This is a genomic window from Bacteroides salyersiae (assembly GCF_031172035.1).
Classification (GTDB): Bacteria; Bacteroidota; Bacteroidia; order Bacteroidales; family Bacteroidaceae; genus Bacteroides; species Bacteroides salyersiae.
Map to the genome: position 1 here is coordinate 5020117 of NZ_CP133452.1, position 20543 is coordinate 5040659.

Annotated in this window: 19 protein-coding genes and 1 tRNA gene; 6 read left to right on the forward strand and 14 right to left on the reverse strand. The window is 38.6% G+C overall.

From position 1 onward, the window contains the following. Positions 1–10 precede the first annotated feature (10 nt). From RB604_RS19285 to gpmA, 3 genes are all read right to left on the reverse strand, one after another. The gene (locus tag RB604_RS19285) at positions 11–1462 is read right to left on the reverse strand and encodes an arylsulfatase (protein WP_005930091.1); all 1452 of its coding nucleotides are present in this window, start codon (positions 1460–1462) and stop codon (positions 11–13) included. A gap of 197 nt (positions 1463–1659) precedes the next feature. Then, a complete protein-coding gene (locus tag RB604_RS19290; protein ID WP_007481594.1) occupies positions 1660–2712 on the reverse strand; it encodes a class I fructose-bisphosphate aldolase in 1053 nt (350 codons plus the stop codon). A 171-nt stretch (positions 2713–2883) separates the two neighbouring features. Continuing rightward, on the reverse strand, positions 2884–3639 hold the full coding sequence (gene gpmA / locus RB604_RS19295; RefSeq protein ID WP_005930085.1) for a 2,3-diphosphoglycerate-dependent phosphoglycerate mutase: 756 nt from the start codon (positions 3637–3639) through the stop codon (positions 2884–2886). A gap of 212 nt (positions 3640–3851) precedes the next feature. Between gpmA and RB604_RS19300 the strand changes: the two genes are divergently transcribed. Both RB604_RS19300 and RB604_RS19305 read left to right on the forward strand, forming a co-directional pair. Then, the gene (locus RB604_RS19300) at positions 3852–5672 is read left to right on the forward strand and encodes a PAS domain-containing sensor histidine kinase (RefSeq protein ID WP_172680674.1); all 1821 of its coding nucleotides are present in this window, start codon (positions 3852–3854) and stop codon (positions 5670–5672) included. Positions 5673–5681: 9 nt separating this feature from the next. After that, positions 5682–6494 (forward strand): alpha/beta hydrolase, encoded by an 813-nt coding sequence (locus RB604_RS19305; RefSeq protein ID WP_007481590.1) that lies wholly within the window; start codon positions 5682–5684, stop codon positions 6492–6494. Here RB604_RS19305 and RB604_RS19310 read toward each other — a convergent pair. Genes RB604_RS19310 through RB604_RS19325 form a run of 4 tightly spaced genes read right to left on the reverse strand, consistent with a single transcriptional unit; the run spans position 6462 to position 10818 of the window. Next, positions 6462–7916, reverse strand: coding sequence for an ATP-binding cassette domain-containing protein (locus RB604_RS19310; RefSeq protein ID WP_005930076.1), 1455 nt, complete (start codon positions 7914–7916; stop codon positions 6462–6464). The genes RB604_RS19305 and RB604_RS19310 overlap by 33 nt on opposite strands. Position 7917: 1 nt before the next feature. Then, positions 7918–9918, reverse strand: coding sequence for a type I pullulanase (pulA, locus tag RB604_RS19315; RefSeq protein ID WP_007481588.1), 2001 nt, complete (start codon positions 9916–9918; stop codon positions 7918–7920). A gap of 34 nt (positions 9919–9952) precedes the next feature. After that, a complete protein-coding gene (gene ruvC / locus RB604_RS19320; protein WP_007481586.1) occupies positions 9953–10519 on the reverse strand; it encodes a crossover junction endodeoxyribonuclease RuvC in 567 nt (188 codons plus the stop codon). After that, positions 10516–10818, reverse strand: a complete 303-nt coding sequence (locus RB604_RS19325; RefSeq protein WP_044094074.1) for a DUF4286 family protein — start codon at positions 10816–10818, stop codon at positions 10516–10518. The genes ruvC and RB604_RS19325 overlap by 4 nt, the downstream gene beginning before the upstream one ends. 112 nt (positions 10819–10930) lie before the next feature. On the opposite strand from RB604_RS19325, the gene RB604_RS19330 reads away from it, so the two are divergent. The 4 genes from RB604_RS19330 to RB604_RS19345 all read left to right on the forward strand — a co-directional run bounded on the left by RB604_RS19330 (position 10931) and on the right by RB604_RS19345 (position 13067). After that, a tRNA-Ala gene (locus tag RB604_RS19330) sits at positions 10931–11004 on the forward strand. Positions 11005–11138: 134 nt separating this feature from the next. Beyond that, on the forward strand, positions 11139–12317 hold the full coding sequence (locus RB604_RS19335; RefSeq protein WP_005930065.1) for a tyrosine-type recombinase/integrase: 1179 nt from the start codon (positions 11139–11141) through the stop codon (positions 12315–12317). A gap of 90 nt (positions 12318–12407) precedes the next feature. Next, the gene (locus RB604_RS19340) at positions 12408–12605 is read left to right on the forward strand and encodes a hypothetical protein (protein ID WP_005930063.1); all 198 of its coding nucleotides are present in this window, start codon (positions 12408–12410) and stop codon (positions 12603–12605) included. A 42-nt stretch (positions 12606–12647) separates the two neighbouring features. After that, a complete protein-coding gene (locus RB604_RS19345; RefSeq protein ID WP_005930061.1) occupies positions 12648–13067 on the forward strand; it encodes a DUF5053 domain-containing protein in 420 nt (139 codons plus the stop codon). A gap of 47 nt (positions 13068–13114) precedes the next feature. Here the strand turns inward: RB604_RS19345 and RB604_RS19350 are convergent, their stop codons facing one another. The 7 genes from RB604_RS19350 to RB604_RS19380 form a co-directional block, all read right to left on the reverse strand. Continuing rightward, the gene (locus tag RB604_RS19350) at positions 13115–13303 is read right to left on the reverse strand and encodes a DUF6965 family protein (protein ID WP_055294208.1); all 189 of its coding nucleotides are present in this window, start codon (positions 13301–13303) and stop codon (positions 13115–13117) included. Positions 13304–13342: 39 nt separating this feature from the next. Further along, positions 13343–15334, reverse strand: coding sequence for a glycosyl hydrolase family 28-related protein (locus tag RB604_RS19355; protein WP_147398884.1), 1992 nt, complete (start codon positions 15332–15334; stop codon positions 13343–13345). A 390-nt stretch (positions 15335–15724) separates the two neighbouring features. Continuing rightward, complete coding sequence (locus RB604_RS19360; RefSeq protein ID WP_055294212.1) at positions 15725–16177, reverse strand: DUF6808 domain-containing protein; 453 nt, start codon at positions 16175–16177, stop codon at positions 15725–15727. Further along, positions 16174–16572, reverse strand: coding sequence for a D-Ala-D-Ala carboxypeptidase family metallohydrolase (locus RB604_RS19365; protein ID WP_005930055.1), 399 nt, complete (start codon positions 16570–16572; stop codon positions 16174–16176). Before RB604_RS19365 ends, RB604_RS19360 begins: the two co-directional genes overlap by 4 nt. A 2-nt stretch (positions 16573–16574) precedes the next feature. Continuing rightward, a complete protein-coding gene (locus RB604_RS19370) occupies positions 16575–16982 on the reverse strand; it encodes a hypothetical protein (RefSeq protein WP_005930053.1) in 408 nt (135 codons plus the stop codon). Positions 16983–17126: 144 nt separating this feature from the next. Continuing rightward, on the reverse strand, positions 17127–17393 hold the full coding sequence (locus RB604_RS19375) for a hypothetical protein (protein WP_055294214.1): 267 nt from the start codon (positions 17391–17393) through the stop codon (positions 17127–17129). A gap of 5 nt (positions 17394–17398) precedes the next feature. Continuing rightward, on the reverse strand, positions 17399–20533 hold the full coding sequence (locus RB604_RS19380) for a hypothetical protein (protein ID WP_309006934.1): 3135 nt from the start codon (positions 20531–20533) through the stop codon (positions 17399–17401). Positions 20534–20543: the final 10 nt, after the last annotated feature.

Below are 20543 nucleotides of genomic sequence, written 5' to 3' on the forward strand. Positions count from 1 at the left end.
AAAAAGAATCTTAAAAGAGAGGCCAGTTCGGATCGTCTACATGTGCTTCTTTCATGATATTTTTTAACTCTTCCACCTTTTCGGGATACTGACTTAAAACATTGTGCTTTTCCGAAGGATCAGCAGCCAGATTGTAAAGTTCATAATAAGGTTTATCACCGCGTATATTCATATGAACAAGTTTCCATGAACCCTTGCGAACAGCTTGGCGACCATTTAATTCCTGAAATTCGAAATACAGGTATTCATGTTCTTTTTGACCTTTCCGGTTCTCAAGCAAAGGAAGCATACTTACACCATCCATCTCTCGAAGGTCGGCTTTAGGACGTAACATTTCTTCAAAAGTAGGCATCAGATCCCAGAAAGAACACATAAAATCGGTTTCCGTACCGGATTGTACATGTCCCGGCCAGGACACAATCATGGGAACCCGGATTCCTCCCTCATACAGATCGCGCTTATAGCCACGCCAGATACCGTTGCTGTTGAAAAAATCGGGATCGGCTCCTCCTTCCTGATGAGGGCCATTGTCACTTGCAAAAATAATAAGAGTATTCTCGTACATTCCTTTTTCTTTCAATTTCTGGACCAATTGTCCTACATATACATCGAGTCGATAAATCATCGCAGCGAATGTAGCACGTGGATTCAACTGAGTGCAATATCCTCCTTTACGGAAAGCAGGACTTCCAGGTTCAAACCCTTTGTATGGAACCTCCGGAAATTTACCGCGAAATTTTTTAATAATGCTATCTTCGGGAACAATCAGTTCAGCATGCGGAATAATGGTCGGATAAAATAAGAAAAACGGTTCTTCCTGCTTCCTGGCATCCAAGAAAGAAAGTGCTTTAGAATGAATCAAATCCTGAGAATAGGTTCCCTTGCCATACTCCACCTCCAATACATTATCTTTCAGCTCGATACGTTGATCATTTTCCCATAAATGATCGGGATAATAACTATGCGCTAACAATTGACAATTATAACCATAGAAATAATCGATTCCCTGCTTATTAGGATCACCCGTAGAGCCGATAAAACCTAATCCCCATTTACCAAAAGCAGCAGTTTTATATCCGGCATCTTTAAACAGGTGGAAAATGGTACGTGCATCGGCCGGCAGAGGAAATTGTCCTTCGGGATCAAGCTCCTTATTTCCACGAATAGCTGTGTGCCCACTATGGGTACCGGTCAGAAGGCAAGAACGTGAAGGGGCACTAACCGTAGTCCCCGAATAGCATTGCGTAAAACGCATTCCGTTTTGTGCCAACTGATCGATGTTGGGAGTATCGAACTTCTCTTGCCCGTAACAGCTCAAATCACCGTAGCCCAAGTCATCGGCCAGAATAAAAACAATATTAGGCCGTTGAGGAGTTTTTGATTTCTTCTTTTGGGCAAAACCGGATTGAACACTGACAAGACCGATAAACAAAGCACCACTATACAAGATTCTCTTTTTCATAACATTTTATATAAGATTACGGCACAAAGATAAAGTTTTCAAATAAGAATATGATTTTATATTAGTACAAAGAATGTAAAAGAATCTATTTTCATTACTATCCATTTTATCATATCCATTGCAAAAAAACAGAAAGGTCACAGAGCCCTATTAAACAATACGCTCTGTGACCTTTGTATCACACGTGTCAAATGGAATCAGGCGATCGTAACAGCCGGATCCAAATAAACATCCTGAATGGCATTCAGCAATTCCACACCTTTATTCATTGGCTTCTGGAAAGCTTTACGCCCACTAATCAATCCCATGCCACCGGCACGCTTATTGACAACGGCCGTAACCACAGCATCTCTTAAATCGGAAGCACCGTGAGACTCACCGCCGGAATTTATCAATCCGACACGGCCCATATAGCCATTAGCCACTTGATAACGGCAAAGGTCGATCGGATGTTCCGAAGTCAGTTGTGTGTACATACGCTCATCTGTTTTACCGAAACCGATAGTCTTGAAGCCACCATTATTCGTAGGAAGTTTCTGCTTTACGATATCCGCCTTGATAGTTACCCCAAGTCGGTCGGCCTGCCCGGTAAGGTCGGCAGCTGCATGATAATCCACACCGTCTTTCTTGAAATCGTTATTACGTAGATAACACCATAAAATAGTCGCCATACCGAGCTCATGAGCATAATCAAAAGCCTCGGCTATCTCTACCAACTGCCTACGGCTCTGCTCGGAACCGAAATAAATGGTAGCACCTACGGCAACCGCTCCCATCTCCCATGCTTCTTTCACCGTACCAAACATCACCTGATCATACGAATTGGGATAGCTTAATAATTCATTGTGATTCAGTTTCACCACAAAAGGAATCTTGTGAGCATATTTACGTGCCACAGAACCGAGAATACCAAAAGTAGATGCAACAGCATTACACCCTCCTTCAATAGCCAATTTTACAATGTTTTCCGGATCGAAATAAATTGGATTCGGAGCAAAAGAAGCACCGGCAGTATGCTCGATATCCTGATCGACAGGAAGAATGGAAACATAACCGGTATTTGCCAAACGACCGTGTCCCAGAATCGTCTGCAAACTACGTAAAGTCTGTATGTTACGGTCGGAATCAATCCAAATACGGTCTATCGTATCCGAAGAAGGCACGTGAATAAGTGACTTATCAATGGTTTTGCAAGTATGGTCAAGATAATAAGCTGCCTTATCACCTAATAAATCTGTTATTTTACTCATAATGTTATTGTTTTTAATAATTAATAATAGTTGGAAGTTAGGAGTTGGAAGTTAGGAGTTGGAAGTTAGGAGTTGGAAGCTGGAAGCTGGAAGTTAAGAGCTGACAATAAGTAGTCAAAAGTTTGTTGATCAATAACGCCAACATGCTGCATAGCTTCTAACTCCTAACTTCTAACTCCCAACTTCTCTCTTCCCCTGATTAGCCACAGCTTCCATCAGTTTCTTTATTTCTTCCGGGTCTCCCAAAAAGTAATCGTTCACCAGATTGAGATCGTCATCGAATTCAAAGACATAAGGAACGGCCGTAGGCAAATTAAGGTTGACGATATCCTCGTCAGAAATATGTTTTAAATGTTTAATAATTCCCCGTAAACTATTTCCATGGGCTACGACAAGTAATTGGTCTGCAGTCTTTAAATTCGGAAAAATAATACATTTCCAATAAGGCATAATCCGGTCGATTGTCTCCTTCAGGGATTCTGTACGAGGTAATTCTGCATCAGGCACCTCTTTATAACGAACTTCAAAGCGTGGATTGCGCGAATCATCTTCTGACAATGCATGAGGCGCTACATCATAACTACGACGCCACACTAACACCCGTTCATCTCCATATTGGGCAGCAGTTTCAGTTTTGTTCAATCCCTGCAACGCACCATAATGTTTTTCATTCAAACGCCAAGTTTTCTCAACCGGAATCCAATCCTGATCCAATTTATCCAAAGCACAATTCAAAGTCTTCACCGCTCGTTTCAAATAAGAAGTGTACGCTTTATCAAAATTAAAGCCATTTTCTTTCAACAATTCACCCGCCTTATTAGCTTCAGCAATCCCTTTTTCAGTCAAATCAACATCTGTCCATCCCGTAAAACGATTTTCTTTATTCCATGCACTCTCGCCGTGGCGGAGCAAAACAATCTTTTTCATTTCTTATAATCTCCTTTCCGTTTTAATATAGAACATTTTTGACGAGAACAAAGTTCATACGAAAGATGGGAGTTATCAATACCTAAAAATACTGATTTATTGCTCTTTTTTCAATCTAAATCATTATTTTTACACCATAAACAATCTTTAATCAAAAAAATACGACTTTGAATACTAACAGACAATCAGACGATAAGTTTATTTTCAAGTTAATGAACAAAGCGAATATGGGATGGTGGGAAGCAGATATAAAAACCGAGCGCTATATCTGTTCCGAATTCATCTCTGATTTACTGGGGCTCGATGAGGACGGAACCATCAGCTTCAAAGATTTCAATGCACGCATATTGAAAGAAGATCAACATCATACCACTGTCTCTTCTTTTAATGAATTACAACAAACAACTGAAGAAGTATATTTACTCGACACCCCCAAAGGCGGAGTGTGGATACGTAGCAAGATATGTTTTCAGGAAACAGACAATGAAGGAAATATAAAAGTATACGGTATCGCCGAAGCACAGGATGGTCCTAATACGACCACAGCCTATCAGGCACTTCAACATAGTGAACGTATTTTACACAACATCTATAAGAATCTTCCGGTAGGAATCGAACTATATAATAAGGACGGATATCTGATCGACCTTAACAAGAAAGATATGGATATGTTTCATATTACCAATAAAGATCAGATATTAGGAGTCAATATCTTCGATAACCCGGTATTCTCTGATGAACTAAAAGAAAAGTTGAGAAACCATGAAGATGCTGACATAGCCCTTCGATACGACTTCTCCAAACTAAACGGATATTATAAGTCGCAACAGCTTCAAGGCATAATGGATTTAATGATAAAAGTAACCACTCTATACGACAATAATGAACAACCGATTAATTATTTATTGATCAATGTAGACAAAACAGAAAGTACAGTTGCATACAATAAAATACAGGAATTTAAAAGTTTCTTCGACTTGGTTGGTGACTACGCCAAAGTAGGTTATGCCCATTTTGACGGTCTCAGCCGGGATGGCTATGCATTAAAAAGCTGGTTCCGCAATGTAGGAGAAAAAGAAGGTACTCCCCTTACAGATATCATCGGTATTCATTCTCATTTTCATCCGGAAGACCGTGCGGTAATGATTGATTTTCTCGACAAAGTGGTAAAAGGTACTGCTTCCAAACTATGCCGGGACGTCCGTATCCGCAGGGAAGACGGGCATTATACCTGGACACGGATCAATGTTCTTGTCAGAAGTTATCGTCCGCAAGACAATATCATAGAAATGCTTTGTATTAATTTCGACATTACCGAACTAAAAGAGACCGAATTGAAACTGATCGACGCCAAAGAAAAGGCAGAAGAATCCGATCGGTTAAAATCAGCTTTTCTTGCTAATATGAGTCATGAAATACGGACTCCTCTTAATGCCATTGTCGGTTTTTCAAGTATGATGCAGGAGACAAACGATCCGGAAGAAAGAAAGCAATATGCCGATATTGTAGAAGAAAACAACCGATTATTGCTACAATTGATTTCGGATATTCTGGATCTGTCTAAAATAGAAGCCGGAACTTTCGACATAAACCCGAAAGAGATGGAAGCACGACAACTTTGCACCGATCTGGTAAATTCATTTCAAGGAAAAGCAAAAACGGGTGTGGAGATACTTCTTGCACCCGACCTTCCGGAATTATATCTCGTCAGTGATAAAAACAGACTGAACCAAGTATTGATAAATTTCATAACCAATGCCATAAAATTCACTTTTCAAGGAAATATCACCATCGGATATGAAGTAAGGGAAAAAGAAGTGAAATTTTATGTAAAAGACACAGGAACCGGGATAGAGCCGGAAATGCAAAAAGATGTCTTTAAACGTTTTGTCAAACTCAATAGCTTCATCCCGGGCACAGGACTGGGACTTTCCATCTGTGAGAATATCGTCACACAATTGAACGGACAGATCGGTCTTGAATCAGAACCCGGTAAAGGGTCTTATTTCTGGTTTACTCATCCTTTAAGTTAGTAAAATAGAATGAATCCATACTCAGAATCCCAAAAGCCGGAATTTTGTCCGGTCAAGAACACCGACACGATTGTTATCTTTATACATGGTATTGTGGAAGGACCGGCACAGTTCAAGGATCTAATGAAACTGACAATACAGCACGGCTATTCGGCTGTTTCCTTGTTATTACCGGGACACGGCGGGACCGGTAAAGATTTTGCCCGTAGTAGCGGAGACCAGTGGATCGATTATACACGTACCCAAATAAATTTATATAAACAACAATATGACAAGATTATCCTCGTCGGCCACTCTATGGGAACATTACTTTCTTTTATCGCCTATGCAGAAAATCCCGGGCAAATAACAGGAATTGTAGCCATAGATTCGCCACTGCATGTCAGTGTAAAGTGGCTGGCCATTAAAAACAACCTTAAAATAGGATTTTCTAAAAAGATATCGGAAAATGATCCGGCTCAGGCATTGCTTCACGCAAGTAGTGTAGCTCCCTGTTCGCTTTTCACCTATCTCACATGGGCACCGAGAATAATAGATTTATTCCGATTGATGAAGCAGACAAGAAAGCTGCTACACTGCGTAGCCGTACCTACTTTAGTGATTCATGCAGATAAAGACGAACTGGTCAGCAGTTCCAGCGTAAGAGTATTCCAACGTACGATATCCACAAAATATCTTCAATTGATCCGGTTGCCGGAATCCACTCATTTCGTATATGGAGAAGAGGACCTAAAAACCTGCCACAAAGCATACTGCGATTTTTTGAATTCCCGATCCACTGCCTGCTCCTTATCTATTCCTCCGCAAAAAAAGACGGTCTGAAATGACATCCGGCAATTCCGACTCGTAGTGTGTCACCATAATCATCGTTTTATCTTGCCGCCGGCAAAAGGCTTCAATCACTTTCTTTACTCTCCGGCGATTGAATGTATCCAATCCATGAAGAGGTTCATCAAGAATCAGCAGTTCCGGATCTTTCACAAATGCACGGGCCAACAGAGCCAAACGCTGCTCCCCACTGGATAACTGAAGAAACGGTTTATCCTTCAAAGAAGCAATTCCAAAAACGTCCATCCACCATTCACATACCGCCATCTGTTCCTGATGCGGACGTTTGTACAGTCCAATGCTGTCGTGCAGACCACTGGCAACAATCTCGATAGCAGGCAGATTCTTCAAATAAGCGCGATGCATTTCCGGACTGACATAGCCGATATGTTTCTTTATTTCCCAAATACTTTCACCCGTTCCTCGTTTACGCCCGAACAAACTGATATCACAAGCATAAGATTGAGGATTATCGGCACAAACCAAGCTAAGCAGGGTGGATTTTCCGGCACCATTCTCTCCGCTCAATGCCCATTTTTCGCCCCGACGGACTGTCCAATCAAGTTCTTTAAGAATAGTACGATCGCCATAACGGATACTGACTTTATTGAGTTTTACGACCTCCTCCGAACTATAATTCGTATCACTATACGGCAAATCGGCAATACGCTGCTGCAGTTCTGCAAATGATTCTTCTACAACATTTTCACGATATTTTATCAAATACTCTTCACGAGGTATTTTATCATAAACCGTCAGATGATCGACTGGAATGACATGAGTTATAAACGAGGGTACATCGTCCATCATCGAAAGTATCAAAACGATTTGTACAGAAGACATTTTCGTAAGACGTTCGAGTAATGTGAAAAGTAATTCACGCGTAGGAGCATCCAAACCGATAAAAGGATTATCCATTATAAGCACACGCGGAGAAGTAAGCAATGTTTTCGTCAATTGAAATTTCCGCAACTCTCCGCTGGAAAGCAAAATGATCTTTTTATCCAGCATCGGTTCTATTCGAAACAATTCAAAGAGTTCCTCTTTTAATGCCGGGTCTTTTATCTCACCCAACATTTCACGGACTTCGGGCGCATCATCCTGATCATGTGCATTCCAACGTTGCTGATAATAATAGTTCGCATCTGCCGCCCCATAAGTATCACGAAAAGCGATATATTTCACATTATCATATACGGTATTGGTAGAAGACGGTGAAAAGTCATACGTCAACGTCCCCTCTTTCAGTGGGTATTTTCCAAGAAGCGTATCCACAAACAAACTCTTTCCACCACCGTTTGGCCCTACGATAGCAATATGCTCACCTGCCTCCAAAGTTGCCGTTACAGGCTGTGCCAAACGCACAAGCGGGTTGCGTGCTACGCCCCCCGCTATACTTACGATATTTTGTCTCATTTTATTTTTTATACATTATCAATGCCGATTGTGCAGGAATAGAAACTTCCGGCCCATAAACCGTTCCCAAGCCACGGCTGTCGATCACACCATCTTTGCAAACAACCGTGTATTTACCTTCTGGAACTGCCAGTTTAGCTAAAGCATCACGCGAGTTATATACAACGATTATATCTTTCCATGTGTCCCCGTTCGCATTATCTTTCAAGCGGAATGCTATTAGGTTGTTACCTTCCACAGGTAGGAATTCCAAGTGTTCACGCACTTTCTCCGCGTCCCCCATACGGAAAGCCGGATGCGATTTACGCAAATCTATTAATCGCTTATAGTAAATAAATACATCATTGTTCGTGGTTTTGCGTTTCCAATCGATGGCATTGATAGAATCCGGGCTTTCGTAACTGTTGTGCACTCCTTTTTTATCACGCATCACCTCTTCACCTGCCTGAATAAACGGCACTCCCTGAGAAGTAAAAACCACTGTTTGAGCCAATTTATCCAATCTCACCAATTGCTCCGGTGTAAGTGTAGGGATACTTGTCTTCAAACGATCCACCAGACACATATCATCGTGACAAGACACATAACTTATCATCTGTGTAGGCTGCAATGCCCAAGGAGCTTTACTATAATTCACCGAATCGTAATTAACCTGCGGATGCTGAATCGCTCCCACAATACCAAACTTAAGGCTCTCCTCACTACCGGGCAATCCTGCCAGAAACGCTCCTTTATGATTGTCGCTGAAAGGCCCTCTTAAACCATCACGCAGTTCATCAGAAAATGCGGCAATCCCCGGCATCTCATGAGTATTGGCTTTCATAGCCAACGAATCAGCCGGATATTGCGGAGCTTCCGCAGCCCATCCTTCTCCGTAGATATAAATAGTAGGATCCACCTTATCCACCGCCTTACGGATTTCATTCATTGTCTCGATATCATGAATACCCATCAAGTCGAAACGAAATCCGTCAATATGATATTCATTCATCCAATAAAGCACCGACTCAATCATATACTTACGCATCATCGCACGATCGCTCGCCGTTTCATTACCACAAGCAGAGCCGTTTGCCAATGTTCCGTCTTCCTTATGGCGATAGAAATATCCCGGCGCCGTACGCTCAAAATTACTATCAGTGGTATTGAATGTATGATTATACACTACATCAAGCACCACCCGTATACCCGCCTTATGTAACGCTTGCACCATCTGTTTAAACTCTTTGATACGCGCCACAGGATTATAGGGATCGGTAGAGTAAGATCCGTCCGGCACATTGTAATTCTGAGGATCATATCCCCAGTTGTATTTATTTTCATTCAACTTAGTTTCATCCACAGAAGCATAGTCATAAGAGGGCAGCAAATGTACATGTGTCACTCCCAGTTCGACCAAATGATCGATACCTGTCGATAATCTATCCGGATTTAAAGTTCCGTGCTCCGTTAATGCCAAGAATTTTCCTTTGTTTTTAATGCCCGAAGCAGAATCTATCGAAAAGTCGCGATGATGCATTTCATAAAGAATAATGTCAGCAGGAGATTTAAGCTCCGGACGTACATCTGTCTCCCAACCTTCCGGATCAGTAGTCTTCAGGTCAATAACGGCTGCCCGTTTGCCATTCACACCTACTGCTTTTGCATTGATGCCCGGAGTATCACCAAGCCATTTATCGTTTACTTTTACATTAAAAGTATAGAATTTTCCTACCAAATCCTTATCAACCGTTGTTGCCCACGTACCTTCCTCTCCCAACACCATCGGTATCGTTTCATAGGCATGTCCGCCCTCTCCGGTTTCGAACAACATTAATCGGACTTCGTCTGCCGTAGGTGCCCAAAGCGAAAACTTTGTAGTCGCAGGCGTATACTCCATCTCTGTCAGGCTTCCCGAACGGACGGGATATAATTCATAAGATGCATATTCTTTTCTTGCTGGTGTACAACTCATCACTGTTGCTGTCGTCACTCCTATTATAGCCAGATAGTTTAACTTCATAGCATTTCTTTTTATTTCAAATTCACTTTATTATTCACCTCACTTTATCCGGATTCTTGGCTATAAAATCTTTCCAACCATGATATCCTTTCTCCATCGTAGGACGCCCCATTTGAAGAAAATGACAATAGGCTGCCGCCAATCCATCTGTAGCATCCATGAAAACAGGCATTTCCTCTTTCGCCAAGTGTAACATACGTTGCAACATATCGGCCACTTGCTCTTTCGATGCTTGCCCATTTCCCGTAATCGCCATCTTAATTTTCAAAGGAGCATATTCGGTTATCGGAATATCCCTGCTCAACGCCACCGCCATTGCTACCCCCTGTGCACGTCCCAATTTCAGCATGGACTGAACGTTCTTGCCAAAAAAAGGTGCCTCAATTGCCAATTCATCCGGTAGATAACTTTCGATTATACCCAATACCCGTTCATGAATATGTCTCAATTTCAAATAATGATCACCGAATTTACGCAAATCGATAATTCCCATGGCAATCATTTCAGGCTTTGTTCCCGTCACCCGCAGCACCCCATATCCCATAATGGTAGTCCCCGGATCGATCCCCAGAATTATCTTCTCTTTTACCGGCTGTATCACTCCATAACCTCCATCAATGTCGGAAACCCGACTACCTTATCTTTAAATATTTTCGATAATTCTCCATTCAACTTCGCACCTTGTTCCAAATGCCACCGATGTAATACCCCGCTACTCTCCACCTCCCACTGTAAAGAATAAGAGGTACCATCTTCCCTATGGCTTAACACCCGGCATATACGCGGTGATTTTAACGCTCCATGTTTTTTTATTTCAGGAATATAACACTCTTTAATCCATATCAGGAAGTTATCATGAATCTCGTCATCTACTTGAAATGTCGTATTATAGATAAGCATATTTCTTTTTTTGTTATTATTTACCGCAAACATAGCAATTATTTCAGAATAATGCATTATATTTGCACCACGAAAATGGAACAAAGCCTGCAAACGTTGGCATAATACATTTGGGGGGTTAGCTCATCTGGCTAGAGCGCGACACTGGCAGTGTCGAGGTGATCGGTTCGAGTCCGATACTCTCCACAGATTAAAAATCGCTCCTACAGTATGTTATAACGTACTTTCTAAATTCTTCCAAATTTCGTTTTGGATAAAAAAAAGACAAATTCTGCCACTTTTGGCATTAATAACTTGTCGAAAACTTATCCAAAACAATTATGACAACTCTCAAAATTGCCGTTGTTCCAGCTAAGATGCTGAAAAGCGGAAAACACAAAATCAGAATCGCAATTGGACACAAACAAGAAACAAGATACCTTGTTACCCGATTCACTATTGACAATTTATCTTATTTCAAAGACGGGCAAGTTGTAGGAACAGCAAATGCTTCGAGTATAAATATGAAATTAAGGAATATCCTTAATTCATATCAAGAAGCACTCGACCGAATAAATACTCAATCATATACTTGTAAACAACTCATCGAATACTTGTCAACCGTTAAACAAGGTACTACAAGTTTTAATACTGCATCCAACGAATTCATAATCAATATGGAAAATGAAGGCAGAAAAAGCACAGCCGCACTATATCGTAGAACCTGTAATTATTTTAATGAGTTTATAAAGTATGATATTATGTTAGATGGTATTACTCCACGTACCATAAAAGATTTCGACATCTACATGAATAAGGAAAGAAATCTAAATCCTGTCACAAGAGGGACACATATGGCTCATTTAAAGGCAATAATCAATCAAGCAATACGAGATAAAAAAGCGGCTTATGAAACACATCCTTTTGAATATTACGAAAAGCCGGCAGGAAGTGTACGAGAGCTTGATATCACCGTTGAAGAAGTAAAAATGATTAGAGATTCAACCCCAAAAGAAAAATCTCTAAGAATGGCTCGTGATCTCTTTATGCTATCCTATTATCTTGGAGGTATTAATCTCATAGACCTCATGCAATTTAATTTTAAAAACAAGGATACAATTGAATACATACGAGAAAAATCTAAGAACACTAAAAAAGGTGATAAAAAAGTAAGTCTTACTATACCGGACGAAGCAAAACCGATTATCAAAGAATGGATCAGTAAAAGTGGGAAACTTAACTTTGGGTATAAATACACATATGATAATTTCAGAAAGTATGTCACAAAAGAAATAGGGCGCCTTGCCGAAAAAATAGGTATCGAATCACACGTAGTATACTATTCAGCACGAAAGAGCTTTGTACAACACGGTTTCGAGCTTGGAATAAATCTTGAAACATTAGAATATTGTATCGGTCAAAGCATGAAAATGAATCGTCCTATTTTTAATTATGTAAAGATAATGCGAAAACACGCTGATCAAGCTATTAGAAAAATACTTGATAATCTGAAAAAATAAGCAGCATCCTATAAAATAAATCATAAAACGCTTGCATAATATACAAATGTATATTATATTTGCATTGTCAAATTAAACGTATAAATAAAAATGAGTAATGAAAAAGATTATCTAATTAGCTTGCTAATGAAAAACAAAGCACAACTAAAAATGCTTGATTTCATCTTCGAAAACAACAGCAATGCAGATGAAGAAAAAATGAACGCAATCCTTGATGAGAAACTAAGAGTTGAAAAAAACATCGGGAACATTGAGAAAGCGTTAAAAGAGTTAGAAAAACAAAAGTAAAAAATGCCTCCCAGCAATGGGAGGTTCTAAAAACATAAAATTATGAAAACGTTAAAAGATGAATTAAAAGAGCTTCAAATACTTCTCAATAATCCGACTCCGGAAAATGAGATGTTATATCAAAAAAAGTTTATTGAAATAAAAAACAAATTTTCTTCTAAAGAAGATGCTAATATTATAGCAGACTTCATTTTAAATGGATACAAACAAATAGACGAAGGATTAAAAGAAATAGAAAAAGAAATAAGCATACGCCAGCAATTGGAAGAAGTAAAGGAAGTTATTTCTTTATCGTACATAGCAAAGAAATATTTCGGTAAATCTCGCCAGTGGTTAAATAATCGGATTAACGGTTGTATAGTAAACGGCAAGCCATGTAAATTCAGCGAAGAAGAAAAAGAAAAATTAAATTACGCTCTTTCAGACGTAAGTAAGTTATTAGGCTCAATTCGCATTCTCTAATGCGTTTAATTTGACACCGCCCCGCAATTGAGTCGTTGCGGGGCTTTTTATGCCTTTTCCCCTTCTATCTTTTCCCTAAATTCCCATAGATGCTCAATATAGGGGTGGAACGTTGGATTCTCCCAGTGCTTCGATATAGTAGCTATCGAGCTTTCAATAAAATACTCACAATCGAGTATGTTTATACATTTACTTAATTGATACGGGGAGGCCGGATACGCTTTGTTTTCAAACATATTCTTTGTATTTATCCCAAAATGAGTACTTAAATATTATTACTTAGCAATCCAACGACCATTAATAAAAATCCATAAGGAATTAGTACCGGTACCCATATTATAAACAATATCACCATCTTGCCAAGAACCGACTGAAGGACAAGTTGTACTCCTGCATTCAATATTATTGCCCTTATAACTGATAGACTTTATATTAGTATTCCCCGATAATATTCCTTCCGTCAATTTCTGCCATTTGTAACCACAAATAGAAATACCATTTTCATATAAATGCTTAGTCCCACATATAGGAACATCAACATAATGTGTATATTGAATATTATTCCCATCTTTCTTTCCTCTATAAAATCGAAAATTTGTTCTGCGTCCACAAGTATCCCCATTTACGATATTGAAAAGTAACCCATTAGAAGCATAACTCAAGGTACAATTCCCTAAATCCCTAACAGTATTACATATTTGTCGACCATGATCCCAAATTGCATGAGCTTTATAATAATATTCTCCATCTAAATATTGCCAAATAACATTAGGATTAAGACCATACAATGTTATAAAAATATCTCGTACATTATCTATATATCCCAACTTATCAATATAACCATTAGGGGCAATTAATGAAGATTGAGACAATAGATAACTATATTTATTAAATTCTTTCATAGGTAGCATATCATTACCACATAATGCAATGCCACACAAATACATTTTACCTATTGATCCAGAACGAACCCAATAACGATAATTTTGTGAAAGTTTTAACATCTGAACCATTTGAGTTTTGGTCGTTACCCCCCTTAACTGAATATCGTACTCACAAATATCAGCTACAGTATATTGAACACCATCACGATCTTCTTTATCATAAAATAGAAACAAATTATCTGCCATATTGACAACAGAAACATCTTCGTCCCCCCCAGATTGTATTACAACACAAGGCCTATTTAACTTTTTAAAATAATTATTATGCAGACTTACATTAGAATCTTGAATAACAACTTGACCATCCTCCATATGGTTAGAATTAAAAGTTATTCCCTTACTGCCACTTATCCAAATGTCAGCATTCACTATATTTGAAGTAATATTACCTCCAAGGCATGAAGCTATCCGTATACCTTTATTGTAGCTGCCATTATTAATAGCATTAAAATCACAAACTAAACCATCACCAAGAAAACCAAAATCAATCGTATACAAACTTTCTCCTCTATGTATATCAATACTATTGTTTATTACACAACCAGTTACTCTCTTACGATCTATATAATGGTTATTACTAAAAACAATACTTTGTTGAAAGTTACTAAAAGTGCAAGCTTTTATTTCACAACAAGATGCAGCGCTAAATATAGCTTTTAGCTTACTAATATTATTAGAGAACAATAATCGTTCAATCTGAGTTTGATTACTGGAATACAATACTTCCCAATTACAAACTTTTTCACCTTTCTCATTTACATACCAGTCTTTTACATTTATTTCCACAACATACCCATTGGTAAATAAACTATCTTCTACTAAACGTGAAGAATTATCCATCTCTGCTACTAAGAAAGTTCCTTTTTCTTTTTCCGTTTTATTTTCCATTCCGGATTCACCTACCAACTGAATACCATACTTCACATGAAGTATTTTCTTTATTATATACTTACCACGTGGAATGAACACTTGCCCTGTCCCTTTCATTGTAATAGCCTTATTAATAGCATCAGAACAATCCTCTAAAGAATCTGCTACTGCTCCAAACCATTGAGGATATGCTCTATCCATGATCCATGATCCAATGACATTCAATTCCAAGCCAAAAATTTGCGAGATAGGAGCAATTAAAGATGTATTATTACCTTTCAAGTCTCCATTACCAGTAATTATGCCACCCATAAAAATCAAAGTAATATTCGAAGCTAACAGAACACTACTATTTATTACATGAATCGAAGTAACAACATAAGTTGAATTGGATATTGTCGATTCGGGATTGAATTCAGGCCAATCCATAATTAAATTATGATTTTGTTCCATAAAGTAAAAATTAAATATCGTATCAAAAGAAATTATCTCTATAAACAATATGAGTTATTATATATTAGATTCTTTGATTATTCTTGTAATAAAAATAACTCTACAATACAAATATAAAAATATATATCAAAATAACCCCAAAAAGTACCCGGACAAATTTAGGTAGGACACAGATTAATAACAACCAGTACATCAACGATATACATATTCTATTGACAAAATTACCCAGACAATTCCAAAATTATTTTCATGTCACCAAAAGAAATTATAGTGAAAACGAACAAATATTAATAGTTTATCATAGCCTTTAAAAATAAAAAGCCCCGATCCGTTAAGAACCAAGGCTTCGCCACTTGTCGCTACAAGTAAGCTTCTACACTATTATAACAATTACCACATAAATAAGTTGCAACTTACCCCGACACCCACATACCATCCACCCGGATAACCATATCCGGCTTGTAAGCCCAATCCCCAACGCTTTTTCTTCGGGGTAATGGTGTGGTAAATATCATTCGTCACTGTCTGATATGTAGTTCTCGGAAATACCTGTAAGCTATCCAATCTTGGCCGGTAACCGGATATCCATGCCCGGTAAAGGCTATCCTCATAATAAGCCTGTTCACGCTGAACTACAGTATCGCCTACATGTATTGTATCTGTCAAACGGACGACCAATAGCGGAGCCATAGGCGCATGGATAAGTAGCGTATCAACTCTTACAACGGTCTTTATTTTTGTCTCGGTGCGTATCTCTGCCGGCAAAGGCTTATGTGGCCGAAACCAAGCAGCCACACAAGCTATTAATAATATAATTATTAATATCCACGGCAATGATTTCATAAAGCTAAAATTTGCTTACGGTTCCCCTCTTTCCGGTAAGATACATGTACCCACGAGAAATTCTTCTCATCAATCAATTGGTCAAAAGGAAGGCCAAGTTCCTGAATCAGATAAAACAACCGTTTATTCTCTTTCGGGCTACCACCGGTAATATCTGCTGCCCTTCCAGTCATGTGGTCACTGGTGGCGGAACCTTTCACAGCCTTGTTGAGAGCCAGACAACGGAATCCGCTATTTACCTGTATCGGTTTTCCATAAGCCTCCCGGAGCGGATCAAGGACATTATCCACTAATGCGGTCATATTGTATACATGTTCTTTCTTGCACCGGTTATCAATACCCAACCGATCTGCTGTTTCTGATTTACAAAGTTCTGCAATTGTAAAATACTTCATCCCTATTCCTCCTTTTGATTACTTGTTGCTTTTTTTATAAATTCATTTGGCGGATCACGATCCAAACATTTCAGAGCATTATTGCATTTGAGAAATTCCAAAGCTTGATTATTAAGTTCCAATCGAGTGTTCTTATCCAAAAGTTCACGGATACGTTTACGATCCTCTTCTTTTTCTTGGTAAAGTTGGTCTATTTTCTTATTGAGCACATCTTCAACCGCACGTTCCTCTTCATAACACCTTTTCCATTCTGCTGCATACTGTGTAATATTATCGGCTTCCGCTTTTTTTGCAACAGCAGCTTCTTTCCGTTTCTTTGAATCATAAAACTGAAATGCTCCAATCAATGGAATCAAGATAGTTGCCACGATTCCACCTACCATTGTTATAACTTGACTAAACTGATCCATATCTCTTATGTATCATACATTTTTTTTGTTTTTTCAAAAATTAATTACCATTACCATATTTACAAAAGACAGATAACGCATAATCTGTTTTTATTTATTTTTTAGCTGCCCTGCTTGTGAAAGTAGGGCAACTTTTTTATTCATCTAAGCATCGATAACCTCTTCCACCTCTGGAAATATATCTTCTTCCGGCAAGTCTGATTCCTCCGGTACCGCCATTTCCGGATGTAACACCCATTCCTGAACTTCCAGAGAATTCTTTTCGATATAGTCATTCATTTCCGACTCGGTGTCGAATTCTGCATACTCTGAGGTAGCGGAAGGATATACCTTGCCGCTATTCTCTTTAATGATATTCTGTACTGTCCCGTCTTTATAGATGAGGACATAGGGTTTTGTTGATACTATCATAATTATTATTTATTAGTTGTTACTGTAAATCCTTTCTGCTGTAATGACTCGATCGCCGATTGAGAAGCTTCCGTAGGTGCGGCACATGCACCAGTTAGATTTATCGTTCTCGTTCCCGTTCTCTCCCCCGCAATAGCCGCTAATTTTATAAGTATATTATCAACCGTTGCAGAGTCTATAGGGAATACTTCGGATGGTTGCAACTGGAAATAATATACTTGATCCGACATAGGGAATTCCCCATTAAACGTAACGTTGAAATTTTTAGTTATACTAAAATGTACGATTCCCTTGTTAGGTATCTCACTAATATCCCCTGTTATCGGGTTAGCGGAATCTATGGATTGTAAATTAAACACGTTAGTGTTTGTAGGCAAATCAGACAACGAACCTTTTAAATTACAATTTCCAAAAAGCGTAATACTTTTTAATTCTCTCGGAAATTCTGAAATGTCCCCGTGTACGGTAGATAATCCAGATATTTGTAAGTTTTGTACGTTAGGTGGTAAATCTGCAATATTCCCAGATATATTATAATTTGTACCGGAAAAAATTATAGAGACTAAGCCACGAGGAAGATCCGCCACGTCTCCCGTAAATATGTCCGTTAAACCATATAACATAATTTGTTCCAAACTAAGAGGTAAGTCAGACACATCTCCGGACATATCTATGGGGGAACCTGTATTAAGATACATATAGGTTAATTTACGAGGAAGATCGGAAACATTACCGGTAATACTTATTCCAGTACTCGTAAGTCGTAAATACGTTAAAAGTCTCGGTAAGTCTTCGAGTTTACCAGATAATTTAGGATTTGAAAAGGTGCCACTATTGATAAGAATATATGTCATTTTTCTATTAAAATCTTTTATTTCACCGGTAACATTATTATCTGAAGCTAACGATATATGGGTTGCCCCTTCACCGAAATCCCGTACATTACCTATTACATAACAATTATTATTTTGAGTATTATTTGTTATATTATATACTCCTTTAGCTTCAATTACTGCAAAGGGATCAATACATTTAAAATACACACTATTTGATACTCCTTTCTTTATTTTCACAGAGGTTTCCGTCCCTATATTTGTACTTAAGGATACATACCCCCCAGTGATATTTATCTCGGAATCAATTAACGGGGATGTCATAACCATACTGATGAAGCCCTCATCTGAATTTTTCTTCAACTGAATCACCGTAGTAGGGATATTGTTATAAGCAATTTCCGCAAGGTCATCATTTGATGCCGGCATACCGTTTACAGAATACTCACTACATCTGAGAAAAACGTTTCCGGAAGTGATGTCGTACCATCCAAGCAACACTCCTTTCATTTGAAAGCCGTACTCCTCCCAAGAGAAGGAATCAGATTCGATATCATATACAAGGAATCTGTTAGATTGAAAACCAGAAGCGGAAATGTTTTTTAAGGACGTATCTTCATTACGAAAAACACTATTCCCCCAGCTTACTGAGTATCGACCATCTATTTTTAATGTTATGTTATTAAAAGAAGTTGATTCAAAATGAATAATCCCTTTTTCACGAGGAAACAACCATCCGTTCTGAGTTGCCAGCGCCCCTGCCTGATCGGCACCAAGAACCTTATTCTCATCAGTTGTTGTTAAGTCGTGAACAATGTCGGAGTTTGGGATATAGTCATCGGGAGATTGAGAGACACCATCTACCCTGTACCGGTTACACTTCAATATGGCTTCTTTCAAGAATCCGTTGACCCATCCTACAAGTATGCTATTAGACATTTGAGATGAGTATTTTACTAATTTATACTGTTTCTCACTTAAATCATAGACTAAATACTTGAGCTTATCGTCTGTCATTGGATCAATAATCTCTTGTCCGGATTCGGTAGCCGAGTTTCCTATTCTTGTATTTCCGTATGACAACAACAGGTTTCGTGGCAAAGAGATGGTTACTGATGTATCTGTCTTACTGAAATTAACGGAGGCAAATACATTATCAGTATATACATGCATCATGGCATTCTGAGTCGAAAGTATCCTACCCATATTCGCGGATAAAGGTAGGTCTGTAGCAGTAGATGTTATCACATTGAGTATTTCGGATGCAGAAAGGTATTTGGTAGGATCCATTGGTTTACCGTTGATCGAATAATCACTACATCTTAATAATGCGGATTTTAACAGCACATTGATCCATCCTACTAATACTTTTTTAGTCATTTGATTTATAGAAGAAACGAGTTTTAACTTGTTGTCTTCTAAATCAAGTACTAAAAACCATTCTTCAAAATCATAAGGCATTGACAGGTCTCCCTGATTATGTACTACGTTCAAAGTATCAGAATACGAAATGGTAACCTGCGACGGAAAATTAATACTAACATTATCATCATAGAAATTAATATTAACCATACCGTGATGGCAAAACAGACATCCATTCTGAGTATAAGCATTATCCATGTCTTTATCTAACTTAGATATATCGCTTTTTACCTTCGTCATATCCGCCTGTAGCTTATCAGATTCATCATTCAAATCGGAAATCTCTTTAGAATGCACAGTGGTATCTTGCACTAAGGAAATCAATTTACCCCATACGCTACCATCCTCTGATTCGGAAGTAGATTCAGAACCGATCTCTTTGATCAAAGCATCTACAGACTGCTTGGTAGCGTAATAATCAAATATAACATTACCATGACTATCAAATCTGGCATGAATATTATTTGCGTCAGAAGTATCTGTAAGTTCTGCGACCAAATCTTTTTTGAACCTTTCAAATGCTTCTTTAGTGACATAACTATCCGGATTTACAGGGTTTCCATCCGAATCGACTCCCACTACATTCATCTTTACAGCCTGCCATCCAGAAGTTGTATTACCTAAAAAGGCAATACCTACACCGTCATGTACATAGTTTCCGAATCCGGTATATGTACCCTTTTGAGTTGCCGCCCAAATAACGTTTTGATCCGGATTTCCCGGATTAGTATCCAGTTCTGCTACACCGGCAAAAGTCCTATCCTCACCAATCACATTGACGATAGACAACAATGTATTTTGAAGGATCTGACCGGTTATCTCCTGATTACCGTTAGTCTTTATGACCTCAGTAATCGCATCTTTTAGTTTAATGTAATCTGCCATTATTCTAAGA